This window comes from Pseudoalteromonas sp. SWXJZ10B (assembly GCF_015864475.1).
GTDB lineage: Bacteria > Pseudomonadota > Gammaproteobacteria > Enterobacterales > Alteromonadaceae > Pseudoalteromonas > Pseudoalteromonas arctica.
Genome location: NZ_JADYXD010000015.1, coordinates 1 through 19,640 on the forward strand (window position 1 = coordinate 1; position 19,640 = coordinate 19,640).

Annotated in this window: 17 protein-coding genes; 10 read left to right on the forward strand and 7 right to left on the reverse strand. The window is 40.3% G+C overall.

Annotated features, from left to right (window positions below; genetic code table 11):
- Positions 1-158: 158 nt before the first annotated feature.
- The 3 genes from I6F54_RS13590 to I6F54_RS13600 all read right to left on the reverse strand — a co-directional run bounded on the left by I6F54_RS13590 (position 159) and on the right by I6F54_RS13600 (position 2,512).
- Positions 159-878: a hypothetical protein gene (locus I6F54_RS13590; RefSeq protein WP_197120102.1), complete on the reverse strand. Its 720-nt coding sequence runs from the start codon at positions 876-878 to the stop codon at positions 159-161.
- Between the two features lie 532 nt (positions 879-1,410).
- Positions 1,411-1,662, reverse strand: a complete 252-nt coding sequence (locus I6F54_RS13595; protein ID WP_197120115.1) for a Rho-binding antiterminator — start codon at positions 1,660-1,662, stop codon at positions 1,411-1,413.
- Positions 1,663-1,672: 10 nt separating this feature from the next.
- A complete protein-coding gene (locus tag I6F54_RS13600; RefSeq protein WP_197120116.1) occupies positions 1,673-2,512 on the reverse strand; it encodes a DUF417 family protein in 840 nt (279 codons plus the stop codon).
- Positions 2,513-2,799: 287 nt separating this feature from the next.
- Here I6F54_RS13600 and I6F54_RS13605 point away from each other — a divergent pair, with 287 nt between their 5' ends.
- Positions 2,800-4,266 (forward strand): DASS family sodium-coupled anion symporter, encoded by a 1,467-nt coding sequence (locus I6F54_RS13605; protein ID WP_197141823.1) that lies wholly within the window; start codon positions 2,800-2,802, stop codon positions 4,264-4,266.
- Between the two features lie 97 nt (positions 4,267-4,363).
- Positions 4,364-4,798, forward strand: coding sequence for a GNAT family N-acetyltransferase (locus I6F54_RS13610; protein ID WP_165741295.1), 435 nt, complete (start codon positions 4,364-4,366; stop codon positions 4,796-4,798).
- A 2-nt stretch (positions 4,799-4,800) separates the two neighbouring features.
- Here I6F54_RS13610 and I6F54_RS13615 read toward each other — a convergent pair whose 3' ends face one another.
- The 3 genes from I6F54_RS13615 to I6F54_RS13625 form a co-directional block, all read right to left on the reverse strand.
- Positions 4,801-5,436 carry a trimeric intracellular cation channel family protein gene (locus I6F54_RS13615; protein WP_004334621.1) on the reverse strand — a complete coding sequence of 212 codons (636 nt, stop codon included), beginning with the start codon at positions 5,434-5,436 and terminating at the stop codon, positions 4,801-4,803.
- A 466-nt stretch (positions 5,437-5,902) separates the two neighbouring features.
- Complete coding sequence (locus tag I6F54_RS13620) at positions 5,903-6,367, reverse strand: hypothetical protein (protein WP_231617034.1); 465 nt, start codon at positions 6,365-6,367, stop codon at positions 5,903-5,905.
- Between the two features lie 14 nt (positions 6,368-6,381).
- Positions 6,382-6,978 (reverse strand): RDD family protein, encoded by a 597-nt coding sequence (locus tag I6F54_RS13625; protein WP_197120119.1) that lies wholly within the window; start codon positions 6,976-6,978, stop codon positions 6,382-6,384.
- A gap of 501 nt (positions 6,979-7,479) precedes the next feature.
- On the opposite strand from I6F54_RS13625, the gene xdhA reads away from it, so the two are divergent.
- From xdhA to puuE, 8 genes are read left to right on the forward strand one after another with little or no spacing between them, the layout of a single operon-like run.
- On the forward strand, positions 7,480-8,985 hold the full coding sequence (gene xdhA, locus I6F54_RS13630; RefSeq protein WP_197141826.1) for a xanthine dehydrogenase small subunit: 1,506 nt from the start codon (positions 7,480-7,482) through the stop codon (positions 8,983-8,985).
- Entirely contained in the window at positions 8,972-11,311 is a 2,340-nt protein-coding gene (gene xdhB, locus I6F54_RS13635) for a xanthine dehydrogenase molybdopterin binding subunit (protein WP_197141828.1), read from the forward strand. The genes xdhA and xdhB overlap by 14 nt, the downstream gene beginning before the upstream one ends.
- Entirely contained in the window at positions 11,304-12,194 is an 891-nt protein-coding gene (xdhC, locus tag I6F54_RS13640; protein WP_165729414.1) for a xanthine dehydrogenase accessory protein XdhC, read from the forward strand. Before xdhB ends, xdhC begins: the two co-directional genes overlap by 8 nt.
- Complete coding sequence (gene uraD / locus I6F54_RS13645; RefSeq protein WP_197141830.1) at positions 12,191-12,691, forward strand: 2-oxo-4-hydroxy-4-carboxy-5-ureidoimidazoline decarboxylase; 501 nt, start codon at positions 12,191-12,193, stop codon at positions 12,689-12,691. Before xdhC ends, uraD begins: the two co-directional genes overlap by 4 nt.
- Positions 12,688-13,038 (forward strand): hydroxyisourate hydrolase, encoded by a 351-nt coding sequence (uraH, locus tag I6F54_RS13650; protein WP_165741026.1) that lies wholly within the window; start codon positions 12,688-12,690, stop codon positions 13,036-13,038. The genes uraD and uraH overlap by 4 nt, the downstream gene beginning before the upstream one ends.
- Before the next feature lie 2 nt (positions 13,039-13,040).
- Positions 13,041-14,405 (forward strand): guanine deaminase, encoded by a 1,365-nt coding sequence (gene guaD, locus I6F54_RS13655; RefSeq protein ID WP_197141832.1) that lies wholly within the window; start codon positions 13,041-13,043, stop codon positions 14,403-14,405.
- Between the two features lie 5 nt (positions 14,406-14,410).
- Complete coding sequence (locus tag I6F54_RS13660; RefSeq protein ID WP_197141834.1) at positions 14,411-15,622, forward strand: urate hydroxylase PuuD; 1,212 nt, start codon at positions 14,411-14,413, stop codon at positions 15,620-15,622.
- A gap of 1 nt (position 15,623) precedes the next feature.
- Positions 15,624-16,556: an allantoinase PuuE gene (gene puuE / locus I6F54_RS13665; RefSeq protein ID WP_197120126.1), complete on the forward strand. Its 933-nt coding sequence runs from the start codon at positions 15,624-15,626 to the stop codon at positions 16,554-16,556.
- Between the two features lie 68 nt (positions 16,557-16,624).
- On the opposite strand, the gene I6F54_RS13670 is transcribed toward puuE, so the two are convergent.
- Positions 16,625-19,126 (reverse strand): S8 family serine peptidase, encoded by a 2,502-nt coding sequence (locus I6F54_RS13670; RefSeq protein ID WP_197141836.1) that lies wholly within the window; start codon positions 19,124-19,126, stop codon positions 16,625-16,627.
- Positions 19,127-19,640 lie beyond the last annotated feature (514 nt).

A 19,640-nucleotide genomic window follows, 5' to 3' on the forward strand; every position in this document is an offset into this window, starting at 1 on the left:
ATTCAAGGTTAAAAAGCAATCAATTAAAAATAGTAGAATACGTTCCTAAAAAGAGTAATTCTACAGCCTCAACGCCTTGCTAAGAGGCAAAAAATTGTTGGCTAAAATAGCGACGAAGGAGCAAAAGCCAACTGTTTTTTGTCCTTTTAAGCAACTTGTTATGAATTACCTACTCTAGGTAAAGGTTTTTTATCTATGATTTTAAAGGTACTTAAATTAACTATCATTGAAAAGACTTCGTTATTATTGATAAATACCACAAATAAATTACCTTCTAAATTTAGGTTGGACTCTACAATTTTGTTGTAACCTTCAATGATTTCTATGTAATTAGAACCATCTATCTTACTGAGTGCAAAAGTGCGCTTATCTAAACTATCAAACTTACCATCTTGATTAGTATCACTATTAATAATCTCATACGACAAAGCCAAAGCTTTTGAATTACGAGAATTCTCATAACTCGAGACAACCTTTATGTCAGTAATTAGTTGATTAACTGATTTAAAAAGCCACTTTGAATTATTAGTTTTACCGTTAAGGAAAAGAGCATTTTTAGACCGCGTTTTTGTGTAATAACCGCGACTTCCTCCAAATCCTTCAACAATAGTTCCCTTTGATTCAACATCTAACTTTTCAGATTCCAAAGGAATATAATAGAAATCACTTTCACCAATTTTATTTGGATGGCCAAGACTCCACTTTTCTTCACCTGCTTCGTCTTCTGCAAGGTTTAGAGTGAGAGGTTCAATATATTCTTCTTTAAAAAGGCTGGAGACTAATTCATAACTAATAAATATAGTTCCTATGGAAATAGCTATAAACGCCACCAACCCATTAAAATTCCATATCCATTTAAAAAAACGTTCAGACTTCATACGACTCCTTGTAATTCATAACAGCTTATTGAACACCACTTTGGGGGTTTATAACACCCCAAAACGGCGTATATTACATTGTTCAATAATTCCACTAAATAACTTTAATGTAAACAAGTATTTAGGCATGTTATAAAAAGCCCTTTGTTATTTTGCACCAAAACGGCGTTTAATAATGTTATTGGACAAAATTAAATTAGCTGTTTATATAAACAGTTACTTCTGTAAGTTAGCTTTATTTATGTAGCTACCTTTTACGACCATAATTAACAAACGTACGGATACTAAGCGCTACACAAGCTTATTGAGGCTTACTTATACTGGATTAGCATTTTTTTACGCTTTAATAGCTGGCGTTTAGCCTTATTCGGTAAAAAACGTTATTAAAAAATTAAGAGGAGTAATAGGAAAACTTTGGCTTTATGTATTAAGCACGTATGAGCTAAAGCATTGGTTAGATAAGCGAGCCTTAACATATTAACGATACAGGCTCGCTAGAGGTGTTTATGATAAAAACGAATGAGTGAGGTGCTTACTTTACATCAAAGTTCACGTGGTCAAAATATGGATTTTTCTCACGCGCTTTAAGTACGCTGATTGTAGTGAGCACGATGTGTTGCAGCTCGCTATTTACGTTAACAACTATGCATTCATCTCTATTTGCATTGCGTTTTGTGTCAGTTGCTACGCCACATACACCATCACCATTTTTTAATATAAGCTCAATACTTAAACGGTGCATACAGGCAATTTCGATATAGTCGTATTGGTTGCAACTGATCATAACGTCCTCTTTATTTAGTCGGTTTAAAAATCATTAAAAAAGCAATAACAACAAGGTTGGCTATATACCAAAGATCTTTAATTACAAACTGACCTAAACGCTCCAATAAAGTGGAAGAACTAAATGCACTGGTTGCAGTAATTAAGAATGTTTGAGTCATCATAAATACGCTTAAACACGCTAAGCCACTTACAATAATTAACTTTTTATTATTTAAAAATAGCCCTAAGCCCAATAACACAGCAAATAATACATCAAACCCGCCAATCACGTTAGATGCGCCTTGTACGCTAAATACCGTATATAACCACGACATAAATGGTGAGGTTTCTACTAAACTTACAATGCCTTTTGCTTCAAACTCATAAAACTTCATGCCGCCAATCCACAGTAAAACCATAGCAACCGGTATAAAGTTTAAAAGTACGTGTTGTTTGTCGGTAAGTTTGTCTTTATAAAATAAAAACAAATATAAAGGGATTACAGCAAAGTATTTAATTATGCCCTGTCCGCTACCAATGATTGGAAAACCGCCAAGTTGCGCCATCCAACGGTTGCTAGCAAATAATGTTAGTAACGGGACGATGCTAATTACAATAGCTAACACGAGTGCCGCTGTAGGCTTTATTAATTTAAAATGCGCAGCTAAGGTTGTTGCTACTAGTGCGAGCATAATTGAGCCCGCCAATAAACCTAATGTATTTACACCTATTAACGCATCAAGCTCATAAAAGCTAAATGTAGCCGTTAACGTATTAGGATTTGCACCTAACGCAAACGATAAGCCAAGCAGTAGAAAGCTCAATGAGAGTAAAAAAGAAAGTGCGTTGTTTGTGTGTTTTAAGTTCATTGTATTTCCAAGTATTCGTTAAGACTTACAAAGACCTTACAAGCCGATAAAACAATTCAAACTAACCCTTAAAAAATAATAGTTGATTAAGTACAATGTAAGCTCTCATTTGGTAATTTAATTATTCATCTTTAGTTTATGGTTTATTACCTCTTTATTAATAAAATTAAATAAGTCTAATATTCATATGATGTGCGTCACCTGTTTTATTATTAAATGAAGTAAAATAACGTTGCCTTTTCAATACACAGAATGCATGCATTTCTATAACTTAGGGACATTTTTTAATGAAGGGTACTGATATTCGGGTTACCTCTGGACTGATTTCTATAGCCATTGTTTTACTACTTTGGTTTGCTGTACCGCCTCCGCAAGGTGTTACCGAAAACGCATGGCATTTGCTCGCTTTATTTATTGGTACTGTTGTTGCCATTATTGGTAAAGCAATGCCTATCGGCGCCATTGCTATTTTAGCTATTACCTCTGTTGCGTTAACCGGCGTAACTAATGACAGCCCATCTGGCGCTATTAAAGATGCATTAAGTGGCTTTTCTAACTCATTAATTTGGTTGATTGGTATTGCTATTATTATATCTCGGGGGTTAGCTAAAACCGGTTTGGGAAATCGTATTGGCTATAATTTTATTTCTCTTTTTGGTAAAAAAACAATTGGTATTGGTTACGCACTCGCGCTGTCTGAACTTGTTATAGCGCCTGTAACGCCAAGTAATACCGCGCGAGGCGGCGCTATTATTCACCCAATAATGAAGTCGATAGCAACAAGCTTTGGCTCGTCCCCTGAGGAAGGCACATCTCGTAAAATTGGGCACTACCTTGCTTTAGTGAGCTACCATATAAACCCTATTACATCAGCTATGTTTATTACAGCGACTGCGCCAAACCCTCTAATTGTAAAGCTTATTGCTGATGCTACCGGTGCAAATATTAGTATTACTTGGGGTACATGGGCGCTGGCAGCGCTTGTTCCTGGTTTGCTATGTATTGCCCTTGTGCCTTTGGTTGTTTATGCCATTTACCCACCTGAAGTTAAAAGTACGCCCGACGCTAAAAACTATGCAGAATCTAAATTAACTGAAATGGGCCCAATGAGTTATGGCGAAAAAATAATGGTGGGAGTTTTTGCTATGCTGCTTGTTTTATGGGCCGGTGTACCCGCAATGATTTTAGGGGCTGACTACGCGGTTAACACAACCGCAGTGGCTTTTTTGGGTTTGTCGATTTTATTAGTGACTGGTGTATTAAGCTGGGACGATGTACTTAAAGAAAAGTCTGCGTGGGATACCGTTGTTTGGTTTTCAGCATTAGTAATGATGGCCACTTTTTTAAATAAACTAGGTTTGGTAACGTGGTTTTCAACACTTGTTGAGAGCAACATTGCGCAACTGGGTTTTGACTGGATTGTATCGGCCATTATATTGGTAGCTGTGTATTTTTATGCTCATTACTTTTTTGCCAGTACCACAGCACATATTACAGCTATGTTTGCCGCATTTTACGCCGCAGGTTTAGCGCTTGGCGCTCCGCCTTTATTTTTAGGTTTACTGTTAGCTGGCGCTTCATCACTCATGATGTCGTTAACGCATTACGCAACAGGCACATCTCCCATCGTGTTTGGCTCAGGCTATGTATCATTAAAAGATTGGTGGGTAATGGGCCTTATAATGAGCATTATTAATTTAAGTGTATGGGGAATTATTGGCGGGCTTTGGTGGAAAGCACTTGGGTATTGGTAGTATTGCCTTTATTAGTTTGGCTTGCACATTTAATACTGCGCACTTATTTTGGCTAGTTCTACAATTATAAATATTAAGGCTGTTGCAAGGGAGCACTATGGTTTTTAAATTTATAAAGGCAGCATATTCAGACCGAGACTACTTATTAAGCCTCAGAAAACTAACTATGATTGAACACTTGGAAAGGGCCAGGTTATTTTTAACTGAGCAACAGCATGTTTTAAGACTTGATGACCAATATGACTGCTCCCACCTTATAGTTATAAATGAGGTACCCATTGGTACTTTAAAGTACCAAACGCACGCTCAATACGTTGAAATAATGCAATTACAAATACATCCACTGCATCAAAATAAAGGGTATGGGAAAGCGGTTATTAAACAAGTTATTACAAGTGCGCAGTCAAAACCCATTAAACTCACAGTGCTTAAAAACAACCCAGCATTAGGACTTTATAAGCGGCTGGGTTTTACTATAACGGATGAGAATAATTACGAGTACCACATGCAAACGCGGGCTACTCGTAGCTAAAATTAGTCGCTTTGATCTCTGAAGTCTTTTTTTCTGAAAATAGTTAAATGCCAACCCCAATGCAAAGAGCCTAATCTTAAAAAGATAGTCGTGAAAAATGAGCCTAAAATACACCAAATGTAATCTACATTAAGGCTAAATAAAGCAGCATAAACTGCACCACCCGCTAAACATGCAGAGGCGTAAGGTTCGCTGCGCATAACAGTTGGTACCTCACGGCAAATTACGTCACGTATTAAACCACCAAATATACCTGTAGTGATACCCATGGTAATTGCGACCACCATGCCAGAGCCATTAATGAGTGCTTTTTCTATCCCCATAATATTAAATAACGCCATACCCACAGCGTCTACTAATAAGAAGTAGTAGTTATTAACGCGCGGTAAATATCGAATAAATGCAATTGTTGCTATAACGGCCCCATAGGTCGAATATAGATACTCCGGGGTAGCAATCCAAAATACCGGTTTGTTTAAAAGTATATCCCTGAGGGTACCGCCCCCTAGTGCTGTAACGGTTGCAACCACTACGACGCCAAAGCCACTAATGTTTTTTTCATACCCAAGCAATGCACCTGCAACAGCAAAAAATGCAACACCGAGTAACCCTAGTACCATAAAGTATTCAGCAGTCATGGTAATTCCTTTTTAAAGTTTATAAGGAGTTGTTTCAACTTACGTGCCAAAAAACATCCCTTAAAAGTTGAATTAACTTTAAAAAATACATTTAAAAACAACGCTGTAATTTACACTGAATGCAGTTTGAGGTTAGGTTTTATGAAAGGTAATATTTGAAAAGGTAATTATTTTAAAAGTAGGTATTTTTTACACGTTGTTTATAAGTAGCCCCTAAAATTAAATTAGCCCTATTTTTCCACTCAAAATAAGCGAGATAGCCTACAAAAATTGACTCAAAGATTAATAGGCTAATACCTATCCAACTTGTAGAATTACATAAAAAATAACGCTGACATCTACCCTAATTTTATTGTTGACGTAGGTCGGATAAATGACGAAGCCATGCTATCCGACAATTAATTTATAAACAAAAAGTAAGAGTTTATTGTGTTGGTAATTAGAGTGGATGACACCCTAATTTTCATTAACTTCCCTCAGAAAAACGCCCTGTATCGTCTGTCATTTTTACTGGTAAACCATTACCAACCATAAAGTGATAAAAACGTAAATCATCAATCAAGTCAGGGGCTGATATTTCTATGTCTCGGTAGGTCGCGTCTCTAAATTTAAACCTTAAGGTATGCTCAAACCGCTTCGTTTGACAATAAAGTACTTCTTCTAGCTCAGACACCTTTATATTTATACCAAGTAATTTAAATTCACCATTCGCAATATCAATAGCTTGTGATTGCTTATTATTTGTTGATAGCCATTCAATAACCACTCCTAAAGAAGATAATCCAAACAAATATAAAAACTGATGCAATAGAGGCTTTTCGTTAATTACTTCCATGTAAAATAGTAAAATGACAATAAATAATGCTGATAAAGCCAAACTGTAGATTATTTTAAATCCGGGTAATTTTTTTTGCCTAGGCAAAGCTGCCATAATTAATATCCTGATTAATCTACATAACTCACTTTTGTTCCCGCGAAATGATCATGTAAACATCGTTTATCTTTTCCAAATATAAATAATGGATTAACAAAACCAGCTATAAACTGACCTACCGAAGGGACAAGTGATAAGAGTTGCATAGAAAGCATGCGTTTAAAGTAAATTGTAGTAAAGCTAGCTTGTGTACCATCTAAATTTTCAATACGGATAGACATTAAAGATTTACCAATTGTTTGTCCGCGTTGGTACATAAGGTAACCATGAAGCACTAACGTGCTTAATATGCCATAACCTAGCAAACCTGCAGATAAAGTAAGTGTTGGTTGGCTTAAATTATCAAACCCTACGAGTATGAATAAAGGTATAAAACAAACAACACCTAAAACGCCATCAACAATAGCAGCCACTAGCCTATCTGAGCGCGTTGCTTTTTCTCCTGCTAGTTTTGATACAATATTTTCAGATGGGCTCTGTGCTTCTCGCGTTTTAATTAAGTCGTCTATTTCTTTTGCTCGATCTGGGTAGGCTTCGCGATCTATAACTCTCGCTGATGAGTAAAGCTCATCTAAAGTGTAGGTAGAAAAATCTATTTCAGAGTCCATAAAAGCTAAGTCCGTATCTTCTTTTTATCGTAATTTAACATAATTAGTTTAGGTTATTCAATTATTTATGTGTTTTTAATAACATACCATAACGTGTTGGCGTTTGTATAACTCGACCCGCAAGCGTACTGCTAAATAGCGCGTATCAGCAAGCTCTTTTATATTCATTATAAAAAACATGTCCCCTTGGTCAGGTTTAACCACAACATAAAGCATTTTCATTAATGTGTTTTTACTAGCCCTATTTTCCCCTTTAGATTTAAATAGTAAGAGCATTCACTTCACTGTGCTTTATTTTTTAAGGCTACGCCGTTATTACCTATGCCTCGATAATTTAGCCGCCCCAAACCATTAACTGACCAAGCGGTCAACAATGGCATAGTAACTGCAATAAACTTACTAATATTAAAAAGTATTTTTGTTACCCGTGCGCAAATAACAAGAAAAAACATACGCCAAGCCTTTATGTATCAGGGCTTTATAAAAATTAAGGGGGTCTGTGTGATTCAATTTTTATTAAATAACACGCCAATTGAAGTACAAGAATGTTCGCCAAGTCTCACCATTTTGGACTGGCTACGCACCAAAAAAGGGAAAGTGGGCACCAAAGAAGGGTGTGCAACTGGCGACTGTGGCGCGTGCACAATTTTAGTGGGTGAAGAGCGTATAAATGCAAACGGGCAAACTAGTTGGCAATACAAAACAATGAACAGCTGTTTATTGTTATTAGGTAATGCGCATGCAAAACATATAGTAACGGTAGAGGCTGTGACTACTGGCTTATACCCAAACTTAACCGATTTACACCCCGTACAACGTGCACTGGTGGAGTGTCATGGTTCGCAATGTGGTTTTTGTACGCCCGGTATAATAATGAGTTTGTTGGCTCTTTATATTAATGAGCCAACGTACCCTGGTAAAAAAGCGGTTATTCATGCACTTGGTGGTAACTTATGCCGTTGTACAGGTTATAGCCCAATATTACTTGCAGCCGATAAAGCCTATAGCTATGAGCGTAAAGCTGAACCGTACTCAGCAATGGCCGCCCAATTTAAAGCATCACTTAATACGCAATATGATGACGATATTCCATTTTTAAAAAATGGTCCTCGCAAATTTTACTTACCACAAACTGCCCAACAACTTGTTGAGCTAAAAGCGCTTTATCCTTATGCACATTTAGTTGCTGGTGGCACCGACTTTGCCATTGATCTTAGCCAAAACATGCTCTTACCAGATGTAATTATCTCCCTTAGCCAAGTAAAGGATCTTTGTACCTTGGCAGATAATAACGGTGAGCTACACATTGGTGCAGCACTACCTTATAGCCAATTTGTAGACGCTTTTTACAATTACTACCCAGAGTCAAAAGAGCTATTTGAACGCTTAGGATCTAATCAAGTACGTAACAGCGGCACACTAGGTGGCAGCATAGGAAATGCCTCTCCTATTGGCGATCCAGCTCCCCTTTTAATCGCGCTTAATGCATCAATGGATTTATTAAGCAGCACTGGTACGCGCACTATTAAAGTTGCCGACTACTTTATTGATTACAAAAAAACGGTTCTTAAAAGCGATGAAGTAATTAGTAAGTTCACCATCCCAAAGCGCCCAGAGTCACTAAAACTGGCGTGTCATAAAATATCAAAACGCTTTGAAGACGATATATCTACCGTGTGCTTGGTGCTTGCTATAGAGCATTCACAAAACATGATTACTCAAGCCCGCTGCGCTATGGGCGGTATGGCAGCTATTCCTAAGCGCGCGCAGCATATTGAGCAAAAGCTGATATCTCAATCATTACAAGTAAGTAGTTTTATAGACGCAGCAACGGCTATTAACGATGACTTTACGCCCATGAGCGATGTACGAAGCAGTGCGCATTACCGCACTACGGTAAGCAAAAATTTGCTACAGCGTATTGGTATTGAGTTTTGCGATGCACAGCCAACTAGCAGTAAAAATAACAACATTGCCATTACGAGGATTTCACATGCGTCACTTTGAAATGGATAAACTAAAAGCGCAAGGTGGTAGCGTTGGACAATCTAAATATCACGAAAGCGCTATTAAACAAGTTTGTGGCAGTGCAAATTTTGCCGACGATAATCCTGAGCCTTACGGCTGCCTACATGCCTACCCAGTGCTCGCCCCTGTTACAAGTGGCTTTATTAAATCAATAGATACAAGTCTCGCACTGGCAGTTGAAGGCGTTAAACGTATTTTATCGGCTGATGATGTACCCGGTAAGCTTGATATTGGCCCAGTATTTCCTGGTGATGTATTACTCACCAGCCATGAAATTCAATATCACGGACAACCTGTATTAATTGTCGTTGCCGACACCTATGAAATAGCGCGTCGCGCGGCACGTTTAGTGGTTATAGAGTGCGAGCAAACTACACCCATACTCGATATTAAAGAAGCCATTAGCAAAGAGCATTGGGTAAGGCCGCCCCATTCACTTAACCGTGGTAATAGCGAACACGCCATTAATAATGCAGCCCACCAGCTTAGAGGCGAAATAAACATAGGCGGCCAAGAACACTTTTACCTTGAGGGGCAAATAGCACTTGCGCAACCTGATAACGACGGGGGCATTCATGTTCAGTGCTCTACGCAACACCCTACTGAGGTGCAGCACTTAGTTGCTAAAATTTTAAAAAAGCCATTTAGCTTTGTAAACGTAGAAACCCGCCGTATGGGCGGTGCTTTTGGTGGCAAAGAAACCCAAGGCGCACCATGGGCTTGCCTCGCTGCCCTTGCGGTTTACTACCTTGGCTGCGCAGTAAAAATGCGCCTAGCCCGCAGCGACGATTTTAAATTAACCGGCAAACGCCACCCTTTTTATAATCAATACCATGTTGGTTTTGACGAAAATGGTTTAATAGAAGGTGCCGACATTACCGTAAACGGATTTTGTGGCTACTCGCCTGATTTATCGGATGCCATTGTAGACCGCGCCATGTTTCATGCCGACAACGCCTACTACTACCCAGCTGCCACAATTAAGGGTAATCGCTGTAAAGTAAATACCGTAAGCCATACCGCATTTAGAGGGTTTGGTGGCCCGCAAGGGATGATTATGGGCGAGCTAATAATGGACGATATAGCCGCCAAATTAGGTAAAGATCCGCTTGAGATCCGAAAACTTAATTTATACAAAAAAGGCCGCGATACCACGCCGTACCATCAAACCGTAGAGCAACATATTTTAATAGATATGATAAGCCAGCTTGAGAAATCGGGTGACTACTGGGAACGTAAAGCAGCTATTAAAGCCTTTAATGCCACATCGCCTATTATAAAAAAAGGCCTTGCGATGACGCCGGTTAAATACGGTATTTCGTTTACGGTACAACACTTAAACCAAGCCGGAGCATTAGTGCATGTATATAGCGATGGCTCGATACATTTAAATCATGGCGGCACCGAAATGGGCCAAGGGCTCAATACTAAAATTGCGCAAATTGTGGCCCATGGCTTTGGGGTCGATTTTAACGCGGTAAGTATTAGCGCTACGCGTACCGACAAAGTACCAAACACCTCACCAACAGCGGCCTCAAGCGGTACCGACTTAAACGGTATGGCGGCGCTAAACGCAGTAAACACAATAAAAGAGCGCTTAATTAATTTTATTACCGAGCACTTTGAAGTAGATAGCAACAGTATTGTATTTAAAGATAACCTCATTACCTTTAGTAAAGGCGAGATTAGCTTTAGCGAACTTGCAAACCTTGCTTACATGAACCGTATATCGCTTTCATCTACCGGATATTACGCCACACCTAAAATTTATTACGATAGAGCTAAAGGCGAAGGTCGGCCATTTTTTTACTACGCTCACGGCGTAGCACTGAGTGAAGTAGAAGTAGATACGCTTACGGGCGAAAACACCGTAACCCGTGTTGATATACTGCACGATGTAGGCAGTTCAATTAATCCAGCACTTGATATAGGGCAAATTGAAGGCGCCTTTGTGCAAGGTATGGGCTGGCTAACAACCGAAGACTTACAATGGAATAATAAAGGCCAGCTTGCAAGCTTTGGCCCAGCCAACTACAAAATACCAGCTATTGGCGATACCCCTGCCGAATTTAACGTCAATCTTTATAACTCAGCAAATCCAGAAACCACCGTGTTTAGATCAAAAGCCGTAGGCGAGCCGCCATTTATGCTGGCCTTTAGTGTATGGAGCGCCATTCGTAATGCAATAAGCAGTGTGGCTGATTACAAATACACCGCCCCACTGGATACACCCGCAACCCCAGAGCGAGTATTGAGTGCAATTGAGCAAACCGCTAGCTGGTTTAAGGAGAATCAACATGACTAATTTAAATGAGTCGTTTCAGGGTTTTCATACTCAAAACTGGGCGCAGGCTATAAACGAGCACGAAAAAAGCGGCACTAATTATGTTATTGCCACGGTGCTTGGCACAAATGGCTCAACCCCACGCGGCACAGGCTCAAAAATGGTAATAAGCGGCGAGCATATTTACGACACCCTTGGCGGTGGCCACCTTGAATACGTAGTAATAGAAAAAGCCCGCGAACTACTTGCCAAAGGCGAAGCCGCCCAAGTAATTGAGCAATTTAACCTAGGTGCAAATTTAGGCCAGTGCTGCGGCGGGGCTGCCACCGTTATGCTTGAGTGCATGCAATGCGAGCGCTTTACCCTCGACATTTATGGCGCAGGCCATGTAGCACAAGCGCTTATTGGTATATTGGCACAGCTGCCTATTCGCATACGATGGATAGATAGCCGCGCAGATGTATTCCCACAGGCTATTCCAAATAACGTAGTAAAAGTGGTTGATGAAGAGCCAACAGAACAAGTAAAACGTGCGCCTAAAGCTAACAATTACTTAATACTGACCCATAACCACCAGCTCGACTTTGCACTCACCCAAGCAATTATTAAACGCGCCGATGCCAATTGGCTGGGCGTTATTGGCTCTGACACTAAAGCAAAACGTTTTAAACAACGCCTAGCACATCGCGATTTTACAGCCGATCAAATACAACAAATGACCTGCCCTGTTGGGCTTAAAAATATTACGGGCAAATTACCAATGGAAGTGGCTATTTCGATTAGTGGACAGCTAATTGGCCTTTATCAGGCTATGCAAACCCAAGCGCCAAAACGCCAAGGCTTGCAATGGCGCACACTAAAAAATGCCTTAATTAGCACCACGCAGGAGGAAGTAGACGCATGAGTAGCTTACAAATAAATACGCTAAATGATGCACAAGCAAAACAAGCACTTGAGCATTGCTGCGCGGCCCCTAACTGGGTGGCGGGCATGGTAAAAGCAATGCCATTTAAAAGTGCTCAACAGCTGTTTGAATGCGCACAAAGCATATGGGATAGCCTTGGCGAAAGCGACTATTTAGCTGCCTTTGAAGGCCACCCGCAAATAGGTGATTTATCAACCCTTAGCAAAAAATACGCTGCTACCGCACAAAAAGCGGGGCATGAGCAATCAGGTATGAGCAAAGCAAACGAAGCCGTACTAACCAAAATGATTGCCCTTAATAAAGAGTACCTGAACAAGTTTGGCTTTATTTTTATTGTGTGCGCCAGCGGTAAAACGGCCGAACAAATGCTCGAACTCATAGAGCAGCGCATGCACAACACCCGCAGTACAGAGCTAAATATTGCCGCGGGCGAACAAGCCAAAATAACAAAAATAAGATTGGAGTCATTGCTATGAATAAAAGTATGAAAAAAAGCCCTATAACCACCCATATACTCGATACCAGCACAGGAAAACCAGCAGCAAACGTTGCTGTTAAGCTATTTAAACTTACAAATAACGAATGGGTGCAACTAACCCAAGGCACAACCGATAGCGATGGGCGTATTACCGACTGGCTAAATACAGAGATAGAATTTGCAACCTATAAGCTAGTATTTGATTTAGATAGTTATTATCAAAATCAACCTACCCCAGCGTTTTACCCAGAGGCGCAAATTACCTTTAGATTACAAGATAAAAAGCATCATCATATTCCGTTATTACTTAGCCCATTTGGCTACTCAACGTACAGAGGCAGCTAATAATGAGCACGCAAAACAATAATAACTTAACAGTAGTTTGTGCCAACATACTCGATTTTGTAGACGACCCTGCCATAGCAGGCGACAACGCCCATCGCTATTTTGAAAAAGGCGCGTTAGTTATTCAACAAGGCAAAGTAGTTAAGCTTGGTTACGAGCAAGACATACTGCCAAGCTTAGATAAATCAGCCACTATTATTCGCCACGATGGCAAATTGGTTATGCCCGGCATGATAGACACCCACATACACTTACCACAAACCGAAATGGTGGGGGCGTACGGCGAGCAACTGCTAAGTTGGTTAACCGAGTATGCGTTTCCGACAGAGAAAAAATTTACGTGTAAGCATTATTCAAAAGAGATCTCTAATCGCTTTTTAGACGAGCTACTGCGTAATGGCACAACCACTGCCCTTGTATTTGGCACTGTGCACCCGCAATCGGTTGATGCGTTTTTTAAAGAATCACAAAAACGCAATTTACGTATGATTGCCGGTAAAGTAATGATGGATCGTAACTGCCCTGACGACTTATCTGATTGCGCGCAAACAAGCTATGACGAATCCAAAGCCCTAATAAAAAAATGGCACAATGTTGACAGGCTAAGCTACGCAGTTACACCACGTTTTGCCCCCACATCAACCCCTGAGCAATTACAAAAATGCACTCAGTTACTTGAAGAATACCCAGACACCTACCTGCACACACACCTATCGGAAAACAAAGACGAGTGCGAATGGGTAAAAGGGCTATTTCCAGAAGCCGAAGATTACTTAGGCGTGTACGAGCAAGCAAAAATGGTACGTAAACGCTCAGTATTTGCCCATAGTATTCATTTATCTGAGCGCGAACTTTGCTGCCTTGCAGATAACAATGCGGCAATATCGCACTGCCCTACCTCAAACCTATTTTTAGGATCAGGACTTTTAAATTTAAAAGCCTGTGAAGAGCACGGCATAAACGTAGGCATGGGTACCGATGTAGGCGCAGGAACAAGCTTTTCTCTGCTACAAACAGGTAACGAAGCTTACAAAATCCAACAGTTACAAGGTCAAAAGTTTTCAGCATTTAAAGGGCTGTATTTAGCAACACTCGGCGGTGCTAGAGCGCTCGATTTAGAAGGGACAATTGGTAATTTTGAAGCCGGCTGTGAAGCCGATTTTATTGTAATGGATTGTTCGGCAACTTCGTTTTTAAAATTTAGAATACAACATGCCAAAACCCTACATGAAAAACTATTTGCAATGATGATGTTAGGCGACGACCGCTGCGTTGAGCAAACCTACATTATGGGTAAAAGTGTGTATAAGCGCGATGATAGCAATCAATTTTCAGACACCCGCTCACCGGTATTAGAAGAGGCTTAACTGTTATGGAAAACTATTTATTTGAGCTTGCTCATTTAGTACTGCGTTATTTTCATGTTATTGCTGGTATAGCCTGGATTGGCGCTTCATTTTATTTTGCATGGCTTGATAACAACCTACAAACACCACCGCAATGGAAAATAGATAAAGGCATAAAAGGCGATTTATGGGCCGTGCATGGCGGTGGCTTTTACGAAGTGGCTAAGTATCAAAATGGCCCTGAACAAATGCCTCATACCCTGCATTGGTTTAAGTGGGAAGCGTACACAACCTGGATCACCGGTATATTACTATTTAGCTTACTTTATTATGTTGGCGCCGATGTGTATTTAATTGATAACAGTAAAAGTGAGCTAAGTAAATTTGCAGCTATTGGCGCATCCCTTGGTTTTATTGGCTTAGGCTATGGTATTTATCGTTTATTGTGTAAAACCCCGCTGGTTGAAAACGGCAAAGTGTTTATTGCTGTAGTTATTGGTTTATTAGCTCTATGGACTTTTGGGGTTGATCAATTATTTAGCGACCGCGCTGTGTATATTCATGTAGGTGCGCTTATTGGCACGTGTATGGTGGGTAATGTGTATCACATTATTATGCCAGGGCAACGCTATATGGTAAGTGAAGTAGAAGCCGGCCGTATTCCCGAATCGCTCCCAGGACTAAAAGCCAAGCAATGCTCGATACATAATAACTACGCCACGTTACCTGTGGTATTTATTATGCTTAGCAATCACTTTCCTTACACGTATAGCCACAATTTTGGCTGGCTTATTTTAATTGCGCTGTTTGGTATTGGTATGTGGATACGCCATTACTTTAACTTAAAACATCAAGGCGTTAATAAACCTTCAGTACTTATAAGTGGTATTGCAGCATTTTTTGCCCTTATGCTAGCAATAGCACCTTGGCCCAGCAGTACAACAAATGCAGACGAAAACGCGCCTTTACAAGCAAGTATTACCGACGCACAAGCGTGGGATATAATCAGCAAACACTGTACGCAGTGCCACAGCGAAACACCTACCTCTGAGCTTTTTCAAACAGCGCCACTTGGCTTTAAACTCGACTCAATTGAACAGGTGAAAAAGTCGCAAGTACTTGTGCATACTCGCGCCGTAATAACTAAAGACATGCCACTGGCTAATATGACAAAAATGACAGACGCAGAGCGCGAAACGCTCGAGTTTTGGCTCACGGCACTTAAAAAGGAGCAATAAAATGAGCGAGCAATTTAAAAACTACCCACGAGACTTAATTGGTTATGGCCCACATGCGCCTCATGCAAATTGGCCCAATAAAGCACGTATTGCCGTGCAAGTGGTATTAAATTACGAAGAAGGCGGCGAAAACTGTGTATTACATGGTGATGCAGCCGCTGAAACGTTTTTATCAGAAATAGTCAGTGCTCCCCATGTAGAAGACCGCCATATCAGCATGGAGTCTATTTACGAATATGGCTCGCGCGCGGGAGTGTGGAGGTTACTGCGTTTATTTAAAAAATACGATATACCGGTCACCATTTTTGCAGTGGCGATGGCCCTTGAGCGCCACCCCGATGTAGCTAAAGCCTTTGTTGAAGCAGGCCACGAGATTGCAAGCCATGGCCTGCGCTGGATTAATTATCAAAATATAGATAAACAAACCGAGCGCGAACATATGCAACAAGCCATTTACGCCATTAAAAAGCTTACAGGTAAAAAGCCCAAAGGCTGGTATACCGGCCGAACTAGCCCAAATACCGCAGCCCTTGTAGTTGAGAATGGCACATTTTTATATGACGCCGACGATTACAGCGACGATTTGCCCTTTTACAGTATTAAGGAAGGTAAGCCACAACTCATTGTGCCCTACACGCTCGATGTAAACGACATGCGCTTTGCTGCCGTACAGGGTTTTAATGCAGGGGATCAGTTTTATAATTATTTAAAAGATGCCTTTGATACGCTTTATGAAGAAGGTGACCCAGAAGGTGAAAACACCCCAAAAATGATGTCGATAGGTTTGCATTGCCGCTTAATTGGCAGACCAGGAAGAATAAAAGCATTAGCACGGTTTTTAGAATATGCCCGCTCGCATGATCAGGTTTGGTTTGCCACGCGCGAACAAATAGCCGAGCACTGGCTTAAAACCCACCCGTATAAAAAAGCATAGTTTATATTTTTTAAAACATAAAAAAGCCCAGCAAAGCTGGGCTTAAATTACTTTAGGAGTAGTGAGATTTATTCAAAAGAAACGGTGATGATATTCGAACACACATTTTCTGTTACACATAATTGGTAATCGTACGATGGTAATGTAGCTCCACGCACGTAATCACGGTAGCGACCGTTATCTGCAGTAGTATCAACTAACTCACCATTACGGTAAACGCTTAATGACTCTGCACCCACTTCTTCCCAGCTAAGTTCTACACGCATCGTACCTAGGCGTGTTTTGTTAGCGCGTTTTAAGTTCAGTTCAAGGGTCACGTCACTTACAACAACGGTTTGGGTAAATGTATCTGTATTACCTTCACTGTCAGTAACAGTTAGTTCTACATCGTAACTACCCGATTGCGCATATGCATGCACAGGGCTTGAATCTGTTGATGTAGCGCCATCGCCAAAGCTCCAGCTCCATTGTGTAATGTCGTTATTGGCATCATTGCTTGTATCTACAAACGAGGCTGTTAAACCTTGCGTATCAACAGTAAAGCCTGCACGTGGCGGTTGTGCACTTACTTCGCCTATAGCGCTAAGCGTAAGTGACCAGCCATTAATTGTGCCTGTATCAGCGGCTGCAGTATCTTCTACATGAAGAGTCCAGTCACCATTTGCTACTTCGCCATTGAATACACTAGACGTGAAGCTCTTAATAATATCATCGTTACTACCACCAACATTGCTTTGCAATGTTACCTCTGTACCTTGTGCTGAAATTAGTTTTACAACTAAGTCACCAGAGTAAGTATGAGTAATATCAACATCGGCGGTTGTGCCAAATACGGTTAAATCATCAGAAACATTAATTACTGAGCTAATCCCCTGTGGAGAATTATCTGGAATTGCTACGCTACCAGTACTGCTGTAGGTAAAGTCATTTAACCCTAATGGTTGTATCATTAATTCAACCGATTGCTGTTTAACAATATCACCCGCAGTGGCAGTTACGGTAAACTCGTAATCTCCCCACTGAGTATCAGTATCGGTTTCAACATTTAGTATCACGTCATCACCAGGGCGCGCTGTAAGCGATGATAAATAAGCACCACCTAATGTTGTTGATAATTCAAGCGTTACTTCCTCATCCCACTCGGCAATTGAGCCAATTGTAAATGTATAGCTTGTAGCCTCTCCAGCTATAATTTGTTGGGTAAGCGGGCTAGCTGATATTTTAAAACCAGGAGTTGGATCCGCATCAATAAGTGCTTGGTTAACATTAAGTCGCGTACCGGCTACCGTTTTCCCCTGCAGTGCAGCATTAGCATCGCCCGAGCTCATTAATAAATCTTTAAGTTCTTGAGTAGATAACTCTGGATTAATAGATAAAACTAGCGCAGCTGCGCCAGCAACATGCGGCGTTGCCATTGACGTACCAGAATACGATGCATAACTTTCACCCGGTGTAGTAGATAAAATAGCTGTACCTGGTGCGCCCATATCAACACTGGTTAAGCCCCAATGAGAGAACCACGAAATATCATCAGTTTGGTTAGTACTTGCAACCGATAGAACACTCGCATTTTCGTAGTTTGATGGATAATGTGGGTTTACATCGTTATCAATAGTGTCGTTACCTGCTGCAGCTACAAACAGTAGCTCCGCAGCTTCACTTGATTCGATTGCATCAGCCAGCGCTTGGCTATAGCCACCGCCACCCCAACTATTATTTAATACGCGGATGTTAACACCAGAGTTTTTTAGGCCAACCATGTAATCAATACACTTGATTGCATCTGATGTTGATCCATTACCTGCTGCATCTAAAAACTTACAACCAACAAGTGATACTTCATGATTTACACCCACTACACCCACAGAGTTATTACCACTCGCACCTATAGTTCCAGACACATGCGTTCCGTGACCTTCATCATCCATAGGGTCGCCAGTATTGGTAATCGCATTGATACCATGAATATCATCGATAAAGCCATTACCGTCATTATCAATACCATCGCCTGCGATTTCAGAGGTATTTACCCACATATTGCTCGCTAAATCGCTATGGCTATAATCAATACCTGTATCGATTACACCAACAACTACATCACGACTACCAGTAGAAATAGTCCACGCTTCTACAGCATCAATATCAGCGTCTGCCGTACCACCGGTCTGACCTTCATTATTTAGGCCCCAAAGCTCATCAAAACGAGGGTCGTTAGGTGCGCTCGCAATACTTACTCGGTAATCTGGCTCAACATATTCAATAGCTTGATGAGACTTTAAACGCTCAATAGCTTCTTTAGTGCTCATGCCAGACACTTTAAATTTAGCAAGGCGACCTGAGAATAATGATGTGAAGTTATCATCAACTTCATCATTATTTAAATCTGTAATTTTTGCTTTAACCAAGCTTCGTGCTTGTTTACGCATTTGAGGTGTTGCATTTTTTTTATATTTAACAATAACAGAGTCACTGCTTGCAGCTGCTTGTGGAAGAGCTCCTGCATCAGGTAATTTAGCCGAAGCCAAACAAGGTAGTAAAGCAAGCGTAATAATAGATAATTTTGTTTTCATTGTTCTATCCATAGTTGGGTTAGCTTAGAAGTACTAAGCGGGTTTGTTCACTATTTCAAGTACAAGGGATCACGTGGCAAGTTATAAGCAAACTAGTAAATACGATATTTGACAAGTTAAAAAGTTAAAAAGAATTAAAAATCATAAATTTTGACCAGTTTGGCTATAAAAAAAACACTAAACACAGTCATTTTAATGAACTGCCCCATTACAACCTTACCCATTATAGGGTCAAACTTTTTTACTGCTTTTGCTTACTATTACATTAAAACCCACCAGTTACACACATAAACCAATGATAATAAAAGGTTAATTATTTGGTAAAAAATGATGATTTAAGAAAATGAAATAGGGGAATACAGTTAATGGGTGATTATGAATTTGAGCTTAAACTTTGTTAGTTCAATGTTTATGACAAATTAAAACTTAATTATTTATAGTCACATATTACGCTTCACCTACTTCTAAAGTTACGCAAGCGGATCACAAAAAATATATCGGCACGGCATGCTGA